This window comes from Streptomyces sp. NPDC028305, from assembly GCF_055569495.1.
The window spans coordinates 219,883-238,286 of record NZ_JBVHTN010000013.1; the positions used below are offsets into that span (position 1 = coordinate 219,883).

The following is an 18,404-nucleotide window of genomic DNA, read 5'->3' on the forward strand; positions in this document are numbered from 1 at the left end:
GCGGGCGCGGGCTGATCAGTCGACGAGCTGCCCGGCCTCGGCGACGGCCTCCTCCAGGGTGTCCACGACCGGCACGCCCGCGGCCAGCAGGCTGGCCCGGCTGTGCGAGCCCCCCGTGTACAGCACGGCGCGGGCGCCCGCGTGCCGCGCCGCGACGGCGTCGTCGACCGCGTCCCCGATCACCACGACGCGGTCCGGCGTGACGCCCTCCAGCGCGGTGACATGGTGCACCATCTGCTCCGCCTTGCCCGTGTCGCTCTGGCCCGTGCGCCCGTCCACGCGCACGAAGTGCGGCTCGATGCCGTGGGTGCGCACCAGGGGGATCAGCCGCTCGTGCTCGGCCAGCGAGCACAGCGACTGGGTGAGCCCGGCCGCCTGCCACTCGGCGAGCAGCTGCCTGGCCCCGAGCGCCAGCCCGGCGCTCTCGGCCAGCACCCAGTAGTGACGGTGGAACGCCTCGTCCATCGCCTGCCACTCGACGTCGGTGGGCCGCCGCCCCATCAGCCGCTCGTAGAAGCGCGGGACCGGGACGCAGTACAGCTCGCGGTAGCGCTCCAGGGTGATCGGAGGCAGCCCGATCTCGGCGAACGAGGCGTTCGTCGCCGAGATCACGGCGTCGTTGTCGTGAAAGAGGGTGCCGTTCCAGTCCCAGACGATGTGCGTCACGTTCTTGCCCATCTCATGACCGTACCCAACGGGTCCGACAGGGCGGTCTGACCTGGTCTCCCTTGGTCTCCCCGGCCTCACCCGACGAGATCGGGGATCTCCTTGGCGTCGTACCACAGCAGTTCGTGATCCTCCGCGCCGTCCACCGTGAACTGCGCGTCGTCGTCCCCGACATCCGCCGCGCCCAGCGCCTCGGCCGCGGCGGCGACATCCCGCTCGGCTTCGTCGGAGTCCACGTGCACCGCGGCGGCCTTGTCCAGCGGCACGGGGAGGGCGAGCCGCACCTCCCCCAGCGCGGACTGGTCGAGCCCCCGGTCCGGGTCCGCGACCGCGACGGTGTCGGGCACGTCCACCGCCACCACGACCCGCCGCCGGGGCGCCTGCCGGTCCACCGCCAGATGCCGCAGCGACGCCTGCGCGGCACGGGACAGCGCCGCGTACTCCAGTTCCTCGATGTCGTCGGAGACGTACCACTCGCGCAGCGCGGGAGTGACCGCGTAGGCGATCAGCGGGGCCGGGCCCAGTTCCCCCGCCTTGTGCGCCTCGGCGAGACCGGGGAGGGTCAGGGGGACGTAGACGCGCATGGCTGCCGCTTCCTGGAGTTCCTGAAATTCCTGTAGTTGCCAGCCAGCATACGTTCGACACCCCGTCCCCCGGGCCCAACCGGGACCGCGGACGGAAGCATCCGGTGCCCCGCGCCGCCCGGTTCCTTGTCCCCCATCGGGGGTAATCCCGGCCCCGGGCCCTGGCTCTCGCGCGGGCCGCCGGTCGAGCCCGGGTGAGCGGGCCGGGCGCCCGGCTCCGCACCGCCCGGAAGCGCGTCCGGCCTGGTCAGGGGGGTGACAGGGCTCGGGCGGGCAGTGGCCGCCGCGGCGTCGGCGCCCGGGTGCCGTTGCCCGGGCGCCCCGGATAGGTGAATCCCGGGGGCCGGGCCGCGAGCGGGGCGCACTCCTTGCCGTTGCCGGAAGGGCGCCGATAGAAGTCTGCCGACCAAGCTACTGCCCGGTATCTTCGCCGGGCCCGGGAGAGCGGCGGGGCGCATGAACAGGACGACCTACACGACGCGCGACACAGCCGGTACGAGCGGAGGCCGAGGCGCGGGCCCCGCGCGGACGGGACCCGCGCGGACGGGACCCGCGCGGAGCGGGCCGCCGCGACGCCGCGATTCGCGGCGCCCGGCGGGTCCCGGGTCCGTATCGCGTACGGCGGCCGCCGCCGCGCGGCGCAGAGAGCTCGAGCGGCTGCCGCGCTACTGGTTCGCCAATCAGCTGCTGCTCACCCTGAGCGGGCGGCGCCCGGTCCACACGCTGCTCGGCCACACCCTCCCGGACGCCTACGACCGGCTGATCGAGCTCGCGCCCCAGGCGCCCCTGCGACCGGCCGAAACCCGCGACAGCGCCCCCGTCGTTCGGCGCTGCGACGAGTACCAGCCGCGGCAGGGGGTCATCGAGGCGTTCGCCCGGATCGCCTACGGCGACCGGCTCCGCGCGCTCGCCTTCCGCCTCGAACTCGCCCCCGACACCCGCTGGCGCTGCGCCACCTTCGACATCGGCCCGACCGCATAACCCCCACGACCCCGCGACGCGGGCAGGGCGACAGGGCAGCCGGGCACCCGCCTCCAGCCCGCCGCGCCCACGATGCCGAGCACGGCCCGCGGAGCCACGGCGCTACTCCGGGGGCGGAGGGCGAAGCGACCTCGCCCGGCGCGGCCGTGGGCGCCGCGTACGAGACCCTGCCCAGGTGCCCGGGAGCCGGGCCCCGGTCGCTCTACGGGCCCCGGCCGGGTGGCCCATAACGGCGCCAAGCCGCGGGCCGGGCAGCTCCGGGGCTGACCAACCGGACGGGCCCCGCAACGCCGCCCGGCCCCGCCCAAGCAAGCCGAACCCCGGCCACCGCACGTGCACGCACCCCGGCCCGGGGAACCCGCGACGCGGGCCCGCCGCAGCCGTAGGGCCCCGCGTACGGCCCCGCCCCACGCACCCCGGGCGCCTGGCCGTACCGCCCCCGGCGGGTGGCCCATGACGGCCCCAAGCCGCGGGCCGGGCAGTCCTGGGGCCGACCCACCGGACGGGCCCCCGGGCGCCGCCCGGCCGGGCGGCGCCCGGCCCGTACCGGCCCGCCCGGCGCCGCCGTGGGCCCCGCGTACGGGCCCCGCCCAGGCGACCCCGGAACCGGCCGCGCGAGCACGGCCGGGGGGCCTACCGCCCGCGACGGGGTGGCCCGTGATCGCGTCGGGGCGCGGCCGCGTGGGGCCCGCAACGCCGACGGGCCGGGCCCCGCGCGCTGCTCGCGCGTGGGGCCCGGCCCGTCCGTCGTCTGCCGGCGTGGCGGTTACTTCTTGCGGCGGCGGCCGCCCTTGTTCGCCTTGCGCCGCTCCGCGCGCGTCATGCCGTCGGACTCGGAGCGGGGCGCGGGGGGCGTGTCGCCGTTGGTGAAGTCGCCTTCGACGATGCCGCCCTCGCCGTCCACCGTCGGGGCGGAGAAGTGCAGCCGGTCCGGGCGCTGGGGGGCCTCCAGGCCCTTGGCGTGGATCTCGGGACGGCCGTTGGTCGACCCGGACGTCACGGCTGCGGGGACCGCGTCCTGCGCGCCGTCGCCGGCCGCCTCGGCCGCCTTCTCGCCCTCCTCGACCGGGACCTCCTCGACCTGCTGCTCGACCTGGACCTCCAGGTTGAACAGATAGCCGACGGACTCCTCCTTGATGCCGTCCATCATCGCCTGGAACATGTCGAAGCCCTCGCGCTGGTACTCGACCAGCGGGTCCTTCTGGGCCATCGCACGCAGGCCGATGCCCTCCTGGAGGTAGTCCATCTCGTAGAGGTGCTCGCGCCACTTGCGGTCCAGGACGGACAGCACCACGCGCCGCTCCAGCTCACGCATGATGTCGGAGCTCAGCTGCTCCTCACGGGCTTCGTACTGCTCGTGGATGTCGTCCTTGATGGACTCGGCGATGAACTCGTCGGTCAGCCCGGCGCGGTCGCCGACCGCCTCCTCCAGCTCCTCGATGGTGGCCTTCACCGGGTAGAGCTGCTTGAAGGCGCCCCACAGCCGGTCCAGGTCCCACTCCTCCGCGAAGCCCTCGGAGGTCTCGGCGGTGATGTAGGCGTCGATGGTGTCGTCCATGAAGTGGCGCACGTGCTCGTGCAGGTCCTCGCCCTCCAGGACGCGGCGGCGCTCGCCGTAGATGACCTCGCGCTGCCGATTGAGCACCTCGTCGTACTTCAGGACGTTCTTACGGGTCTCGAAGTTCTGCTGCTCGACCTGCGACTGCGCGGAGGCGATCGCGCGGGTGACCATCTTGTTCTCGATCGGGACCTCGTCGGGAACGTTGGCCATGGCCATGACGCGCTCGACCATCTGCGCCTTGAACAGCCGCATCAGATCGTCGCCGAGCGAGAGGTAGAAGCGGGACTCGCCGGGGTCGCCCTGACGGCCGGAGCGGCCGCGCAGCTGGTTGTCGATGCGGCGCGACTCGTGGCGCTCGGTGCCCAGCACATACAGCCCGCCGAGCTCCTTGACCTCCTCGAACTCGGCCTTGACCGCGGCCTCGGCCTTCTCCAGCGCGGCGGGCAGCGCGGCTGCCCACTCCTCGCCGTGCTCGACCGGGTCGAGGCCGCGCTGGCGCAGCTCCGCCTCGGCGAGGTCGTCGGGGTTGCCGCCGAGCTTGATGTCGGTGCCGCGGCCGGCCATGTTCGTCGCGACGGTGACCGCGCCCCTGCGCCCGGCCTGGGCGACGATCGAAGCCTCACGGTCGTGCTGCTTCGCGTTGAGCACCTCGTGCGGCACGCCGCGCTTGGCGAGCTGCTGGGAGAGGTACTCGGACTTCTCCACGGAGGTGGTGCCGACCAGGACCGGCTGGCCCTTCTCGTGCTTCTCGACGATGTCCTCGACGACCGCGTCGAACTTGGCCACCTCGGTGCGGTAGATCAGGTCGGACTGGTCGAGGCGGGCGAGCGCGCGGTGGGTCGGGATCGGGACGACGCCGAGCTTGTAGATCTGGTGGAACTCGGCGGCCTCGGTCATCGCCGTACCGGTCATGCCGGAGAGCTTGCCGTAGAGGCGGAAGAAGTTCTGGAGGGTGATCGTGGCGAGGGTCTGGTTCTCGTCCTTGATGTCCACCCCTTCCTTCGCCTCGATCGCCTGGTGCATGCCCTCGTTGTAGCGGCGGCCGGCGAGGATACGGCCGGTGTGCTCGTCGACGATCATGACTTCGCCGTCCATGACGACGTAGTCCTTGTCCTTCTTGAAGAGCTCCTTGGCCTTGATCGCGTTGTTGAGGTAGCCGACCAGCGGGGTGTTGACCGACTCGTACAGATTGTCGATCCCCAGCCAGTCCTCGACCTTGGTGACGCCCGACTCGTGGATGCCGACGGTGCGCTTCTTCTCGTCGACCTCGTAGTCCCCGGTCTCCTCCTGGCCCTTCTGCGGGTTGGCCGCCTCGCCCTTGGCCAGGCGGGTGACCAGCTTCGCGAAGTCGCCGTACCACTTGGTGGCCTGGTCGGCCGGGCCGGAGATGATCAGCGGCGTACGGGCCTCGTCAACAAGGATCGAGTCCACCTCGTCGACGACGGCGAAGTTGTGGCCGCGCTGCACCAGCTCGTCCTTCGACCACGCCATGTTGTCGCGCAGATAGTCGAAGCCGAACTCGTTGTTGGTGCCGTAGGTGATGTCGCACGCGTACTGCTCACGGCGCTGCGCGGGGGTCATGTTGGCGAGGATGCAGCCGACCTCGAGGCCGAGGAACTTGTGCACCCGGCCCATCCACTCCGAGTCGCGCTCGGCCAGGTAGTCGTTCACCGTGATCAGGTGGACGCCCTTGCCGGACAGCGCGTTCAGATACGCGGGGAGCGTGCCGACGAGGGTCTTGCCCTCACCGGTCTTCATCTCGGCCACATACCCCAGGTGCAGCGCCGCGCCGCCCATCAGCTGGACGTCGTAGTGGCGCTGCCCGAGCACCCGCTTGGCCGCCTCGCGCACCGTAGCGAAGGCCTCGGGCATCAGGTCGTCAAGGGTCTCGCCGTCGGCGTAGCGCTCCTTGTACTCGTCAGTCAGGGCGCGGAGCTCGGCGTCGGAGAGGTCGACGAAGTCCTCTTCGATGGAATTGACCTGGTCCGCGATGCGGTGCAGCTTGCGCAGGATCTTTCCTTCGCCTGCACGCATGAGCTTGTTGAGGACGGACACGTAGGCTGACTCCTTGCCGGTCGGGCCTGGCACGGTCGGGTGCGCTGGCGCGGCATTATCGAGGGGCGCAGGCCCCGCCGCAACGGCCATCGTAAGACAGGACCCCACCACGCCGGGAGGTCCGTCACTACGAGGAACCGGTGTCACCTCTCCGTGTCAACGTACGAGGGGCCTCTGAGGTGCCCCTGAACGCGAGAAACGCTCGCGGGCGCCTGGGCCACGTCCCAGACTCGGGCATATGGATCCTGTCACCCTCACCACCGAGCGCCTGCTGCTGCGCCCCTTCGGACCCTCGGACGCCGAGGCGGTGCACGCCGCCTGTCAGGACCCGGAGATCCGGCGCTGGACCCCCGTGCCCACCCCGTACCGGCGCGCGGACGCCGAGGAATTCGTCCGGCAGATCTGCCCGGAGGAGTGGCGGGACGACATCACCTACCGCTTCGCCGTGATCACCCGGGACGGCGGCGCCCTCGTCGGCTCCATGGCCCTGGTGCGCCTGGCCCAGCTGCGCACCGAGGAGCGCCAGGCGGAGCTGGGCTACTGGACGGTGCCGGAGCAGCGGCGGCGCGGGTACACCGGCGAGGCGGCGCGGGCGGTGGTCGAGTGGGCCTTCACGGGGCTGGGGGTGGAGCGGCTGGAGTGGTGCGCCCAGGTCGGCAACGAGGGCTCGCGGGCGGTGGCGCTGGCGGCGGGGTTCCGGATGGAGGGGATCGACCGGGCGCGGATCGTGCACAACGGGACCCGGCGGGACGCCTGGCGGGGCGCGGTGCTGCCCTCGGACTGGGGGCTGCCACAGGCGACGCCGTATCTGCCCGCGCCCGAGCGGCCGGCGGTCGCGGACCCCGCCTGACCCCCGGGCCCCCGCCTGAGCCCGGGACCCCGCCTGAGCGGGGGTGCCGACCGCGGCGGGCCCGCGTTGTCAGTGGCACCCCGTACGGTGTCCGGCATGACGATTGCAGCGTCCGGGCCCGCGTCCCGCCCCAGGCCCGAGGTGGCCCTCTCCGCAGACGAGGCGCGGCGGATCGCGCTGCGCGCCCAGGGGCTGCTCGGCGCGCCGGACCGGCGGGCCGGGGTGCGAGGGGTGCTGCGCCATCTGGGGGCGGTGCAGCTGGACACCATCTCGGTGCTGGCCCGCTCCCATGAGCTGATTCCCTACGCGCGGCTCGGCGCGGTCGGCCGGGCGGCGGTCGAATCGGCGTACTGGACCGAGACCCACGCCTTTGAGTACTGGTCGCACGCCGCCTGTGTGCTGCCGATCGAGGAGTGGCCGTACTTCGCCTTCCGTCGCCGGGCCTACCGCGGCCGCCCGCACTGGTACCACGAGCTGCCGGACGGGGCGTACGAGACGGTCGTCAAGCGGCTGCGCGAGGACGGCCCGCTGACCGCGACGGAGCTGGGCGGCGCCAAGAACGGCGGCCCGTGGTGGGACTGGTCGGCCGCCAAGGTCGCCGTGGAGCGGGCGCTGATGTACGGCGAGGTGGTGTGCGTCGAGCGGCGCGGCTGGAAGCGGGTGTACGACCTGGCCGAGCGCGCCGTGCCGGGCGATCTGCTCCATGACGGGCTGGACGACGCGGAGTGCCTGCGGCGGCTGGTGGGGCTCGCCGGGCAGGCCCTGGGGGTCGGCACCCGCGCGGACATCGCCGACTACCACCGGCTGAAGGCTGAGCAGGTGGACGCGGTGATCGCGGATTCGGGTCTGGTGCCGGTGACGGTGGCCGGCTGGGACAAGCCGGCCTGGGCGGACCCGGAGGCGCTGGCCACCCCGGTGCGCGGCCGGCATCGCACGACGCTGCTGTCGCCCTTCGACTCCCTGATATGGGATCGCGCCCGCACGGAGCGGATCTTCGGCTTCACCCACCGGCTCGAGGCGTATGTGCCCAAGCCCAAGCGGGTCCACGGCTATTTCGCCATGCCGCTGCTGGCGGGCGGGCGGCTGCTCGGCCGCGTCGACCCGGCCCGCGAGGGGAAGACCCTGGTGGCCCGGCAGGTGTCCCTGGAGGGGCCCAAGGCCGTGGCGCCCATGGCCGAGGCGCTGCTGGAGGCGGCCGGGTGGGTGGGCTGCGAGTCCGTGCGGATCGAGCGCGTCGACAGCCCGGAGCTCGGCGCCGCGCTCACGGCGGCGGTCGCCTGACCATCTCCTGACCGCTCACCGCTCGCCCGCTCGCCCAGCTGATCGCTCAACCGATCGCGTTCACCTGATCTCGAGGATCTTCTCCCGCATCGCGTAGACCACGGCCTCCATCCTGGAGTGCAGTTGGAGCTTCTCCAGGATGTTGCGGACATGGTTCTTCACGGTGTTCTCGCTGATGAACAACTCCTTGGCGATGTCGCGGTTGTTCATGCCCGTGGCCACGAGCTTGAGCACCTCCAGCTCCCGATCGGTCAGCCGGGGCGCGGGCACCAGCCGCCGCTCGTCGGTGCGCTGGATCATCGACTTGAACTCGGTCAGCAGCTTGGACGCCATCGACGGACTGATCTGGGACTGGCCGTCGGCCACCGCCCGGATCGCGGTGGACACCTCGTCGGTCGAGATCTCCTTGAGGAGATAGCCGGTGGCGCCCGCCTTGATCGCGTCGTAGAGGTCCGCCTCCTCGTCGCTGATCGTCAGCATGATGATCTTCGCGCTCGGCGCCACCTCCTTGATGGAGGTGCACGCCTCGATCCCGCCGCGCTTGGGCATCCGCACATCCATCAGCACGATGTCCGGCAGCAGATCGGCCGCCTTGTCCACGGCCTCGGCGCCGTCCCCCGCCTCGCCGACGACCTGGATGTCCTCCTCCTGGGCCAGGACGATCTCCAGTCCGCGCCGGAAGAGCGCATGATCGTCCACCACGAGGACCCGAATCGGCTCCTTGCGCGGCTCGCCGCGCGGCTCGCCCCTCTCCGCTCCGACGCCGTGGTCATCGCCGTCGGTCGCGGGCCCGAAGCTGTCCGCCATCGTTCCTCCCCCTGAAGGCCATGGCCCTGCTCTCCGCACTTTGCTGTGCATGCTGCTATATACGGCGGCATCAACCGGTCTTCTCGATACGAGGGTTGGCCGCTGAGCCATGATTTCATGCCTGGCGGACGGTGTGGTGCCGCCGTGGTCGCACGATGGTGCCCCGGGGGCGCATGGGTGCTCAGGGGCACCACGCCGGATGCGACCCCCCGCGCCGCCGTGGGAGCGGCGTCCCCCGCACCACAGCGGGACCGTGCGGCACGCCCGCCGCACGGTCCCGCCCGTCCTGGTCAGCCTCCCAGTGCGCCGCCGGCGCCGCCGGGCTCCTCCCCGACGAACGCCTCGGGCTTGAGGTGGATGACCCCGTAGTCATAGCCATGGCGCCGGTAGACGACGCTGGGCTGGCCGGTGTCGGAGTCGACGAACAGATAGAAGTCGTGCCCCACCAGCTCCATCTCATAGAGCGCCTGGTCGAGCGTCATGGGGGCGGCGGCGTGGGTCTTCTCCCGGACCACCAGGGGACCTTCGCCCTGGACCTCCAGCGGCCCCATCCTGGTGGTGGGGACGGTATCCGACGTGCGCTGGGCGGCGATTTCCCCATGGCCGTTGATCCGGGCCGCGTTCGGCACGGTCACGGCCACGTCGCTGGCGGGGATGCGGCCGTTGCCACGGCGCGTGTGACGCTTGTCGTGCTGCTTGCGCATGCGCGCTTCCAGCTTGCCGGCGGCCAGGTCAAGCGCTGCGTACGGATCGGCGGCGGCGGCCTCCGCCCGGATCACCGGACCACGGGAACGGAGGGTGATCTCCACTCGGTCGCAGCGGTCGGCCTGCCGGGGGTTGTGTTCCTTGGACACCTCGACGTCCAGGCTGATCACCTTGCCGTCGAGCTTCTGGATCTTCTCCAGCTTCAGCTTCTCGGCCACGTGCCTCCGGAACCGCTCGGGCACCTCTGTTTTACGGCCCTTGACGACGATGTCCACGCAGAACTCCGTTCCCGGGTCGCTCCGTCTCAGCCGGAGCTCATCCGTTGTGCACTGGGCTCCGGAATTTCTCCGGAGCTTGCTGCCTGGCGGCTTTCACCTCCTCCTCCCCGATGGCCAAGATCGCCACCCCTTCTTGTCAACAAAAGCGAAAAGGCACACGAAGCACGCCAAGCGGATAATGCGAGCCATTGCACTCGCTGTTCCTCACAACCGAACATAGCTCGCCCGGCCGGAAGTCGGCACCCCCTACCGGCACGTACCTCCGATCAGGTGTTTACGTCCGCTTATCATCAGCAACGATGCGCGTTCGTATTCAGTTCCGCTTGGCGTCGCCGCCGCGGCGGCGGTAAACGAACGCCCGCGCCCGCGGGAAATGAGCGCCCCGCCGCCGCCACGACGGCGGCCCCGGCGACCGGGGCGCCCGCCGCCCGCACCGCCCGCGCGGCCTCCGCCAGCGACGCCCCCGTGGTCATCAGATCGTCCACCAGCACCACGCGCCCCTCGGCCAGCAGCCGCCCGCAGCCCGGCGCCGCGCCCAGCGCCCCGGTGAGGTTCGCCAGCCGCCGCCGCGCGTCCAGCCCCGCCTGATCGGCCACCGCCCGCCGCTGCCGCAGCACCGGCAGCACCCGCGCGCGCCGCCCGCCGCGCCGCAGCACCCCCGCCGCCGCCAGCGCGATGCGCCGGGCCGGGTCATGGCCGCGCGCCGCCACCGCCCGCCGCGCCGAGGGCACCGGCACCAGCAGCAGCGGCCGGCCGTCACCGGACGGAGCCCACGAACCCTCAACCTCACGACGCCGGGGACAGGCCGCCTCCACCGCCCCCGCCAGCGCCTCGCCCAGCGCCGCCGCCAGCCTCAGCTCGCCCCGCTCCTTGTGCGCGAGCAGCACGGCTCTTGCCTCGTCCTCGTAGGCCACCGCCGCATGGACCGGCGGCAGCCCCGGCGGGGGCGGGCCGGGCCGCACGCGCCGCGCCCGCGCCCCGCACAGCGCCGCCGCGCACCGCCCGCACAGCGCGCCGCCCGCCCGGCCGCACCCCGCGCAGTCGGCCGGCAGCACCAGCCCGGCGATCTCCTGCCACCACATCCACATGCGCCCACTGTCCCGTCACCCGCCCGGACCCGCCACCCCTGTGGAAAACCCTGTGGATAACCAGGGCCCGACCAAGGTCCATCCGGGTGAAAAGGTGCCCCTCCAGGTGACGGAAAACGCCAGGAGCGCCATCCCGAACAGACGGGATGACGCTCCGGGCGGACACCAGCGCTACCCCGGATAGACCGGAACCGACCCTTCCTTGGCCACGGTCTTCCAGTCCGTGTTCGGCATCAGCCGCACGATCCCGTCATTCGTCGTCTCGGCGATCAGCGGCCGGTTCTTGTCCTCGAACGCCGCGACCGCAGCCACCCCGTTCGGCCCCGGCACCGCCGGGACATCGGCCGGCGAGCCGTCCGTCTCGACGTACTGGAGCTGCTGCACCCCGCCCGACTCACGGCCCGCGACCACCAGCCGACTGCCCCCGGCCCACGACACCGCGTCCACGTCCTCCAGCCGCGGGGAAACCGGGTGAAGACCCCGCACCGACAGCTCGGGAGCGGCCTCTCCCCCAGCTACCGCTGGGAGGTGCCCCCTGCCCGCCCGCTCGACGCGGCCGAGCTGGAGCGTCGTATGCCCGCCCCGCTTGATCAGCATCGCGATCCGGGTGCCGTCCGCGGACATCCGCAGCGACTCGATCACGCCACCCTTCAGATCCGGCAGCCGGACCTCGTCCGCCTTCTCCACGCCCTCGCGCAGCCGCAGCAGCCGGGGCCGCTGCGCGCTCCGGTCGGCCACCCACAGGCCGCCGAGGCCGTCCCAGCTCGGCGCCGACAGCCCACCCTGCGCGCCGCCGCCCTGGAGGCGCAGCAGCGCCGCGCCGCGCTCGGCGCCGGACCTCAGCTCGGTCACATACAGCGTGCGGCCGTCCTCGGTGACCCCAGCGGCCAGCCGCTCGTCCCGGGACACCGCCACCGACCCGAGGCCGATGCTGTCCTCCCCGAACGGCCCCGGCACGGCCTGCGGCTGCCGCGCCTCGTCGGACAGCCGGACCACCCGGTGGTCGGCGTCCACGAAGTACTGGTGATCCCCCCGGCCGTAGACCTGCTCGGGGGCGTAGGAGCGCGCGCCGTCGCGGGACAGCGAGCACAGCTCGGCGCCGTCCTGCCGCTCCAGCCGTACGCTGCCGACCCCCGCCGACCCCTGCCCCAGGCCCTGGACCGTGAACAGCAGCTGCGCGGCCATCCGGGCGCAGCGCGCCCCACCGACGTGCGACGCCCGGTCGCCCAGCCGCACCTTCAGCGTGTTCGAGCTGTCCGGCGTCAGTTTCCCGTCCCGGCGGACCAGGTTCGTACCGGCCGGGAAGGAGGTGCTGACCACCGGGTCCAGCCAGCTCGTCGGCCCGTCCAGCAGGGCCTTCACGGCCGCCGAGGCCGGGTCGACGTCCCGCCGCAGATAGACCGGGTCGGCGACCAGCACGTCCTGCCCCACCCGCGAGTTCCCGGCGTCCGGCCCCAGCTCGGCGAAGTAGTACTTGTTGACCGACGCATAGATGCGCTGGAAATCGGGCTCGCCCAGCACCAGACCGCCCGGCAGCCGGTCGATCCGCCACTCCGACCCGACCTTCGACAGATGGATGCGCTCCACGTAATCGCCCTCGGAGGGCCGGTACGCGTGCGTGGCGTCCACCTTGGCGATCCGCTTGCCGGAGAGCACCACCGTCCGCCCGTCGCCGTCCCGGTCCCCCGGGTCGGCCTCCACCCGCACCTCCGGCGGCTGTGCGAGCACGGTCGTCTCGGCGAACGGTGCCCACCGCCGGGCGGCGCCCCTGGTCAGATACTCCTTGGCGGTGGCCAGGTCCTCCTCACTGCTGGTCGTCGCCTCCAGGAAGCCGTTGACAAGCTCGGTGGGCTGCTCACCCTTGCCCGGGCTCACCCCGTACACCCGCACCTGCGTATCGACGTCCGTACGCGGCGACGAGTCGACCCGGCGCACATCCCCGCTGTCGGGCATCGAGGCGCAGCCGGTGAGCAGCAGCGCGCCGCAGGCGAGCAGCGCGGGCGCGCCCAGCAGCCGGGGCGTACGGCGGAGGCGGTGGCGGTCAGCGCCCACGGGGGCGGCCCTCCCGTTCGGTCGGTGTCGTCGATGCCGGATCGGCCGCGCCCTGGTGCGCGCTGTGCGGGCGCGGCGGGGCGCCCTGCGCGGCGCCCCGGGGCACCACCCGGGCGCCGTTGCCCGGCAGCGCCGTGGGGTCGGCCGTCGGCGCGGGCACACCGGCGCCGCTGGGGGGCAGCGGCCGGTCGGGGCCGGGCAGCCCGGACTTCGGCTGCGCCGGTACGGACGCCGTCCGCTTCTCCGCGCTCGCCGAAACCACCTCCGCCTCGCCCGAAGCCTCTGTGCCCTTGACCGCGGCGCGGCCGCGCCGGGAGTCCTCGGGCTCCAGCGGGATCGGCGAGCCACGCAGCGTGTCGCCCGCGGTACGCGGCAGGGTCAGCCGGAACTGCGAGCCGCCCCCGGGCTCGCCCCACGCCTGGAGCCAGCCGCCGTGCAGCCGCGCGTCCTCCACCGCGATCGACAGACCGAGTCCCGTGCCGCCCGTCGTACGGGCCCGCGCCGGATCGGCCCGCCAGAAGCGGTTGAACACCCGCGTCGCCTCGCCCGGCTTGAGCCCCACGCCGTAGTCGCGCACCGCGACCGCGACCGCCCCGCCCGCCGCGGCGAGCCGCACGATCACATCCCGGCCCTCGCCGTGCTCCACGGCGTTGACCACGAGATTGCGCAGCACCCGCTCCACACGGCGCGCGTCCGCCTCCGCCATCACCGGCTGCTCGGCGCCCCGCACCACGATCCGGGTGCCCTTGGCATCGGCCAGCGGCTCGGCCCCGTCCACCACCCGGGTCACCACATCGCGCAGATCGATCGGCTCGGCGTCCAGGGCCGCCGCGCCCGCGTCGAACCGGCTGATCTCCAGCAGATCCGCCAGCAGCGACTCGAACCGGTCGACCTGGCCCCACAGCAGCTCCGCGGAGCGCGCCGTGACCGGGTCGAAGTCCTCGCGCGAGTCATGGATGATGTCCGCCGCCATCCGTACGGTCGTCAGCGGCGTCCGCAGCTCATGGGAGACGTCCGAGACGAAGCGGCGCTGCATCCGGGACAGCTCCTCCAGCTGCTGGATCTTGACCTGGAGGTTCTGCGCCATCTTGTTGAACGACTCGCCGAGGCGCGCGATGTCGTCCTCCCCGGTGACCTTCATCCGCTCCTGAAGCAGACCGGCGGCCAGCCGCTCGGAGATCCCGGCGGCCATCCGCACCGGAGTGACCACCTGCCGGACCACCACCCAGGCGATGGCGCCCAGCAGCACCACCACGAACACCCCGGCCGTCGCCAGCGTCCCCTTCACCAGGCTCAGCGACTTCTCCTCCTGGGTGAACGGGAAGAGGTAGTAGAGCTGGTACGGGTCGCCGTGGTTGTCGTCGAGCCGCTTGCCGATGATCAGCGCGGCCTCGGACCGCTCCGACCTGTCGTGCAGGATCCGGCCGTACTGCTCGTACGTCGTGGCCCGTCCCTCGTCCACCTTCTTGCGCAGCTCGGCCGGGACGCTGTCCTGCCTGACATCGCCGGAAACGCGCGCCCCGCGGCTGACGATACGGGGTGTCTCGCCCGAGGCGGAGCTGAGCGCCACCACCGAGTACGCGCCCTTGCCGCCGCTTGCCAACTGCTCCACCAACTGGTTCAGCCAGCTGCGGGCGTCCTGACCGCCCCGGCCGCCGGTGTCGGGAGCCCCGTCGCCGTCATGGCTGTCGCTGTCGCGGTCCGCCGTCTGCTCGGCGACCTGGAACCCGCCGGTGGCCTGGCCCTGCGCGGCGTGCCGCTTGGCGTCCAGCAGCCCGTTGCGCACCTGCCCGATCACGACCAGGCCGAGCAGCAGCACCACACCGAGCGACATCAGCAGGGTGGTCGCGACCACCCGCAGCTGGATATTGCGCCGCCACAGCCGGGCAGCGGGCAGCAGCGGACGGCGCACCCACCGCCCGAACAACCGGATCAACGGATGCGCGGGGCCGCCCGACGCCCCGTCGGGCAGCAGCTGCCCACCGCTCCACAACCGCCGCAGCAGCGGTATCTCACCCGCCGGGTCGACAGGCGGCCCCGGACGCGCTCCCTCCGGGGCCCCATCCTCCGGCCTGTCGGCAGGAGGCGGGCCCGAGCCGACCTCCGGCATCTCAGCTGGGCCCGGCCTTGTAACCGACGCCGCGCACGGTCACCACGATCTCGGGGCGCTCCGGGTCCTTCTCGACCTTCGAGCGCAGCCGCTGCACATGCACATTGACCAGCCGGGTGTCGGCGGCATGCCGGTAGCCCCACACCTGCTCGAGCAGCACCTCACGGGTGAAGACCTGCCATGGCTTGCGCGCCAGCGCTACCAGCAGATCGAACTCCAGCGGCGTCAGCGCTATCGACTGGCCGTCCCGCTTCACCGAGTGCCCGGCCACGTCGATCACCAGATCGCCGATGGCCAGCTGCTCCGGCGCCGGCTCCTCCGAGCGCCGCAGCCGCGCCCGGATCCGCGCCACCAGCTCCTTCGGCTTGAACGGCTTGACGATGTAGTCATCCGCCCCGGACTCGAGCCCGACCACCACATCGACCGTGTCGCTCTTGGCGGTCAGCATGACGATCGGCACCCCGGACTCGGCCCGGATCAGCCGGCACACCTCGATTCCGTCCCGCCCGGGGAGCATGAGATCGAGCAGTACCAGATCCGGCTTGGTCTCGCGGAAAGCGGCAAGAGCCTTGTCGCCGTCCGACACGAACGACGGTTCAAAGCCTTCGCCGCGCAGCACGATGCCGAGCATCTCTGCCAGTGCGGTGTCGTCGTCGACGACAAGGACGCGTCCCTTCATATCGACATCATCCCATTACCCGATCGTGACCTGGCGCACAGTTCCGCGATACCGGCCGCGGTGACGGGCGAAACGACCCCGCGCTCGGTGACGATGGCCGTCACCAACTCCGGTGGCGTGACGTCGAAAGCCGGGTTGTAGGCCTGCGTGCCCAGCGGAGCGACCGGTATTCCGGTGCCCGCCTGCGCCCCAGCGGCCGGAGCATAAGGCAGTGTGATGTCCGTCACTTCATGCCCGGGGCGCTGCTCCACCTCGATCGACGCACCGTCCGCGGTGGCCAGGTCAACCGTGGTGATCGGGGCAACGACGACGAAAGGCACATGGTGATAGCGGGCCAGCACCGCGAGCGGATAGCTGCCGATCTTGTTGGCCACCGAGCCGTCCGCGGCTATCCGGTCCGCGCCGATCAGCACCGCGTCCACCTCCCCCGCCGCGAACAGCGAGCCCGCCGCGTTGTCGGTCAGCAGCGTGTACGCCATGCCCGCGCGGGCCGCCTCGTACGCGGTCAGTCGCGCGCCCTGAAGCAGCGGGCGGGTCTCGTCCACCCACAGCCGCCGCAGCTGCCCGGCCCGGTGCACCGCAGCGGCCACCGCCAGGGCGGTGCCCCCGCCCCCGGAGACCAGCGCGCCGGTGTTGCAGTGCGTCAGGATGCGGTAGCCGCCGGCGGGCAGCAGCTCGCCAAGGAGGGCCAGGCCGTGCCCGGCCATCCGGTCGCTCGCCTCGGCGTCCTCCCGGTGCAGCGCGCGGGCCTCGGCGAGGGCCGCGGCCGCGGCCTGCCCGGCGTCCGCCCCGCCCTGGGCCGCCGCGTGGTACGCGGCCGCGGCACGGCGCACCCCGTAGCCCAGGTTCACGGCCGTGGGCCGGGCGTGCGCGAGCGACTGCGCCGCGTCGTCCACATCGAAGCCGCGCGCCGCGGCGAGGGCGACCCCGTAGGCCCCGGCGATGCCGAGCAGCGGGGCGCCGCGGACGGCGAGCGAACGGATCGCCTCCACCAGCGCCGGCACATCCGTGCACACCAACTCGACCTCCTCCGCCGGAAGTCGCGTCTGGTCGAGGATCACCAGCACGGGGCCTTCCGGCGGTTCCTCCCACCGAAGGGCGAGGGCGACGGGCGGTGCGGCGGTGTCCCCAGCCGCTGAGTGCTGATCAGCCATCCGTCCAGTCTGCCCTCTACGACCCCAAGTATTGAAGTGGTCCGCCACGCTCCGCGCCCACCGCCCGACCGGACACACCGTGGCACGATGACAGCCCACCGGCCACCGCCGCACCCGCGACAGCCCGCCGAACGACCTTACGGAGCGACGATGAACGACTCTCCGGGCTGGGCACCGCCCGGACCGTCCCCTTCCGACGAGCCGGACCAGCACACCCGGCACGGCCGGCCGAAGGGCACCGCCGACGGCCAGGCCCCAGCCCTGCCCGACCAGCCCGGTCCTGACCGTCCCGCAGTGGACGACAGCGTGACGGACGGGCCCGAGTGGGGCGCGAAGTGGGCGGAGCGACAACCGCCCGCAGGACACTGGACGGCACATCCCGGAAACGCCCCCGCACCGCCACCCACCCCGCCGACCGGTCCCGCCGGCCCCGCCTCGTACGGGAATTGGGGGCGCGGCTGGACACAGCCGCCGCCCGCGGCCCGGCCCGGAGTCATCCCGCTGCGCCCCCTGAGCGTCGGCGAGATCCTCGACGGGGCGGTGTCCACCCTGCGCGCCCACTGGCGGCCGGTGCTCTGCGTCTCCCTTGTCGTCGCCCTCGTCGCCCAGGGCGTGACCACGGCGGCCACCGGCCTGTGGTTCCGGGACGCGAACGGGCTCGACGCGCTCGGCAACAACCCGGACCAGACCCTGCGAGAGACGCTGGGCGACCTCGGCCAGGCGATGAAGAGCAGTGCGGTCCCCCTGGCGGCAGGAATCCTCGGCACGCTCGTCACCACGGCCCTGCTGACCGTCGTGATCGGCCGGGCCGTGCTGGGACGGCCGGTGTCCCTCGGCGAAGCGTGGCGCGACGCCCGGCCGCGCCTCCTCCAGCTCTGCGGACTGCTGCTCCTGATGCCCGCGCTCGTGGCCGTGACCCTCACCGCCGGCCTGGCGCCGGGTCTTCTGCTCATCGCGACCGGAGCGGAGGACGAAGGCGCCGCACTGGCCATGCTGGGCGGGCTCGCCGCGGCGGTCGCCGCCCTGTGGCTCTGGATCCGCTACAGCCTCGCCGCACCCGCCCTGATGCTGGAGAAGCGGGGAATCGGCGCCGCCATGCGCCGCTCCGCCAAACTCGTACGCGGCGCGTGGTGGCGAGTGCTCGGCATCCAACTCCTCGCGCTGCTCATCGCCGTCGTCATCTCCGCCGTCATCGAGGTCCCGACCAGCCTCGTCGGCATGGCTGTCGGCGGAGACAACGCGATGGACTGGCTGTCGGGCGAATCCGCCACCGTCAGCTGGACGTTCCTGGTGGTCATCGGCATCGGCGGGGTCATCGGCTCGACCATCACCCTGCCCATCGCCGCGGGTATCACCGCGCTCATTTACGTGGACCAGCGCATCCGCCGCGAGGCCCTCGACGTGGAGCTCGCCAGCGCCGCCGGCATCCCCGGCCAGGAAAAATAAAAAAGCCTCGGCCCCGAGTATCTTCCGATACTCGGGACCGAGGCTAAAAATTGTTCGGCGGCGTCCTACTCTCCCACAGGGTCCCCCCTGCAGTACCATCGGCGCTG

Annotated in this window: 14 protein-coding genes; 4 read left to right on the forward strand and 10 right to left on the reverse strand. The window is 72.7% G+C overall.

The annotated features are described in order from the left end of the window. Window positions 1–15 precede the first annotated feature (15 nt). Both ACZ4WQ_RS44210 and ACZ4WQ_RS44215 read right to left on the reverse strand, forming a co-directional pair. Window positions 16–678: an HAD family hydrolase gene (locus tag ACZ4WQ_RS44210; protein WP_398368824.1), complete on the reverse strand. Its 663-nt coding sequence runs from the start codon at window positions 676–678 to the stop codon at window positions 16–18. 65 nt (window positions 679–743) lie between these two features. After that, window positions 744–1,250: a DUF6912 family protein gene (locus ACZ4WQ_RS44215; protein ID WP_398368822.1), complete on the reverse strand. Its 507-nt coding sequence runs from the start codon at window positions 1,248–1,250 to the stop codon at window positions 744–746. A 456-nt stretch (window positions 1,251–1,706) separates the two neighbouring features. Between ACZ4WQ_RS44215 and ACZ4WQ_RS44220 the strand changes: the two genes are divergently transcribed. Then, on the forward strand, window positions 1,707–2,231 hold the full coding sequence (locus ACZ4WQ_RS44220) for an Rv3235 family protein (RefSeq protein WP_398368820.1): 525 nt from the start codon (window positions 1,707–1,709) through the stop codon (window positions 2,229–2,231). A gap of 766 nt (window positions 2,232–2,997) precedes the next feature. On the opposite strand, the gene secA is transcribed toward ACZ4WQ_RS44220, so the two are convergent. After that, window positions 2,998–5,847 (reverse strand): preprotein translocase subunit SecA, encoded by a 2,850-nt coding sequence (gene secA / locus ACZ4WQ_RS44225; protein WP_398368818.1) that lies wholly within the window; start codon window positions 5,845–5,847, stop codon window positions 2,998–3,000. A 238-nt stretch (window positions 5,848–6,085) separates the two neighbouring features. On the opposite strand from secA, the gene ACZ4WQ_RS44230 reads away from it, so the two are divergent. Beyond that, the gene (locus ACZ4WQ_RS44230; protein ID WP_358847541.1) at window positions 6,086–6,697 is read left to right on the forward strand and encodes a GNAT family N-acetyltransferase; all 612 of its coding nucleotides are present in this window, start codon (window positions 6,086–6,088) and stop codon (window positions 6,695–6,697) included. A gap of 96 nt (window positions 6,698–6,793) precedes the next feature. Further along, on the forward strand, window positions 6,794–7,978 hold the full coding sequence (locus ACZ4WQ_RS44235) for a winged helix-turn-helix domain-containing protein (protein WP_385349580.1): 1,185 nt from the start codon (window positions 6,794–6,796) through the stop codon (window positions 7,976–7,978). Between the two features lie 60 nt (window positions 7,979–8,038). Here the strand turns inward: ACZ4WQ_RS44235 and ACZ4WQ_RS44240 are convergent, their stop codons facing one another. From ACZ4WQ_RS44240 to mtnA, 7 genes are all read right to left on the reverse strand, one after another. Continuing rightward, complete coding sequence (locus tag ACZ4WQ_RS44240) at window positions 8,039–8,785, reverse strand: response regulator transcription factor (RefSeq protein ID WP_311727456.1); 747 nt, start codon at window positions 8,783–8,785, stop codon at window positions 8,039–8,041. A 290-nt stretch (window positions 8,786–9,075) separates the two neighbouring features. After that, window positions 9,076–9,765, reverse strand: coding sequence for a ribosome hibernation-promoting factor, HPF/YfiA family (hpf, locus tag ACZ4WQ_RS44245; protein ID WP_311727457.1), 690 nt, complete (start codon window positions 9,763–9,765; stop codon window positions 9,076–9,078). A 293-nt stretch (window positions 9,766–10,058) separates the two neighbouring features. Then, window positions 10,059–10,856, reverse strand: coding sequence for a ComF family protein (locus ACZ4WQ_RS44250; protein WP_398368814.1), 798 nt, complete (start codon window positions 10,854–10,856; stop codon window positions 10,059–10,061). Window positions 10,857–11,027: 171 nt separating this feature from the next. Further along, a complete protein-coding gene (locus tag ACZ4WQ_RS44255; RefSeq protein ID WP_398368812.1) occupies window positions 11,028–12,908 on the reverse strand; it encodes an LpqB family beta-propeller domain-containing protein in 1,881 nt (626 codons plus the stop codon). Further along, window positions 12,898–15,018 carry an MtrAB system histidine kinase MtrB gene (mtrB, locus tag ACZ4WQ_RS44260; RefSeq protein ID WP_468022884.1) on the reverse strand — a complete coding sequence of 707 codons (2,121 nt, stop codon included), beginning with the start codon at window positions 15,016–15,018 and terminating at the stop codon, window positions 12,898–12,900. The genes ACZ4WQ_RS44255 and mtrB overlap by 11 nt, the downstream gene beginning before the upstream one ends. A gap of 1 nt (window position 15,019) precedes the next feature. Further along, a complete protein-coding gene (gene mtrA, locus ACZ4WQ_RS44265) occupies window positions 15,020–15,697 on the reverse strand; it encodes a two-component system response regulator MtrA (protein ID WP_014061181.1) in 678 nt (225 codons plus the stop codon). Next, complete coding sequence (gene mtnA / locus ACZ4WQ_RS44270) at window positions 15,694–16,851, reverse strand: S-methyl-5-thioribose-1-phosphate isomerase (protein ID WP_385349568.1); 1,158 nt, start codon at window positions 16,849–16,851, stop codon at window positions 15,694–15,696. The genes mtrA and mtnA overlap by 4 nt, the downstream gene beginning before the upstream one ends. A gap of 150 nt (window positions 16,852–17,001) precedes the next feature. Between mtnA and ACZ4WQ_RS44275 the strand changes: the two genes are divergently transcribed. Continuing rightward, window positions 17,002–18,297: a DUF7847 domain-containing protein gene (locus ACZ4WQ_RS44275; protein WP_468022885.1), complete on the forward strand. Its 1,296-nt coding sequence runs from the start codon at window positions 17,002–17,004 to the stop codon at window positions 18,295–18,297. The last annotated feature ends 107 nt before the right edge of the window (window positions 18,298–18,404 follow it).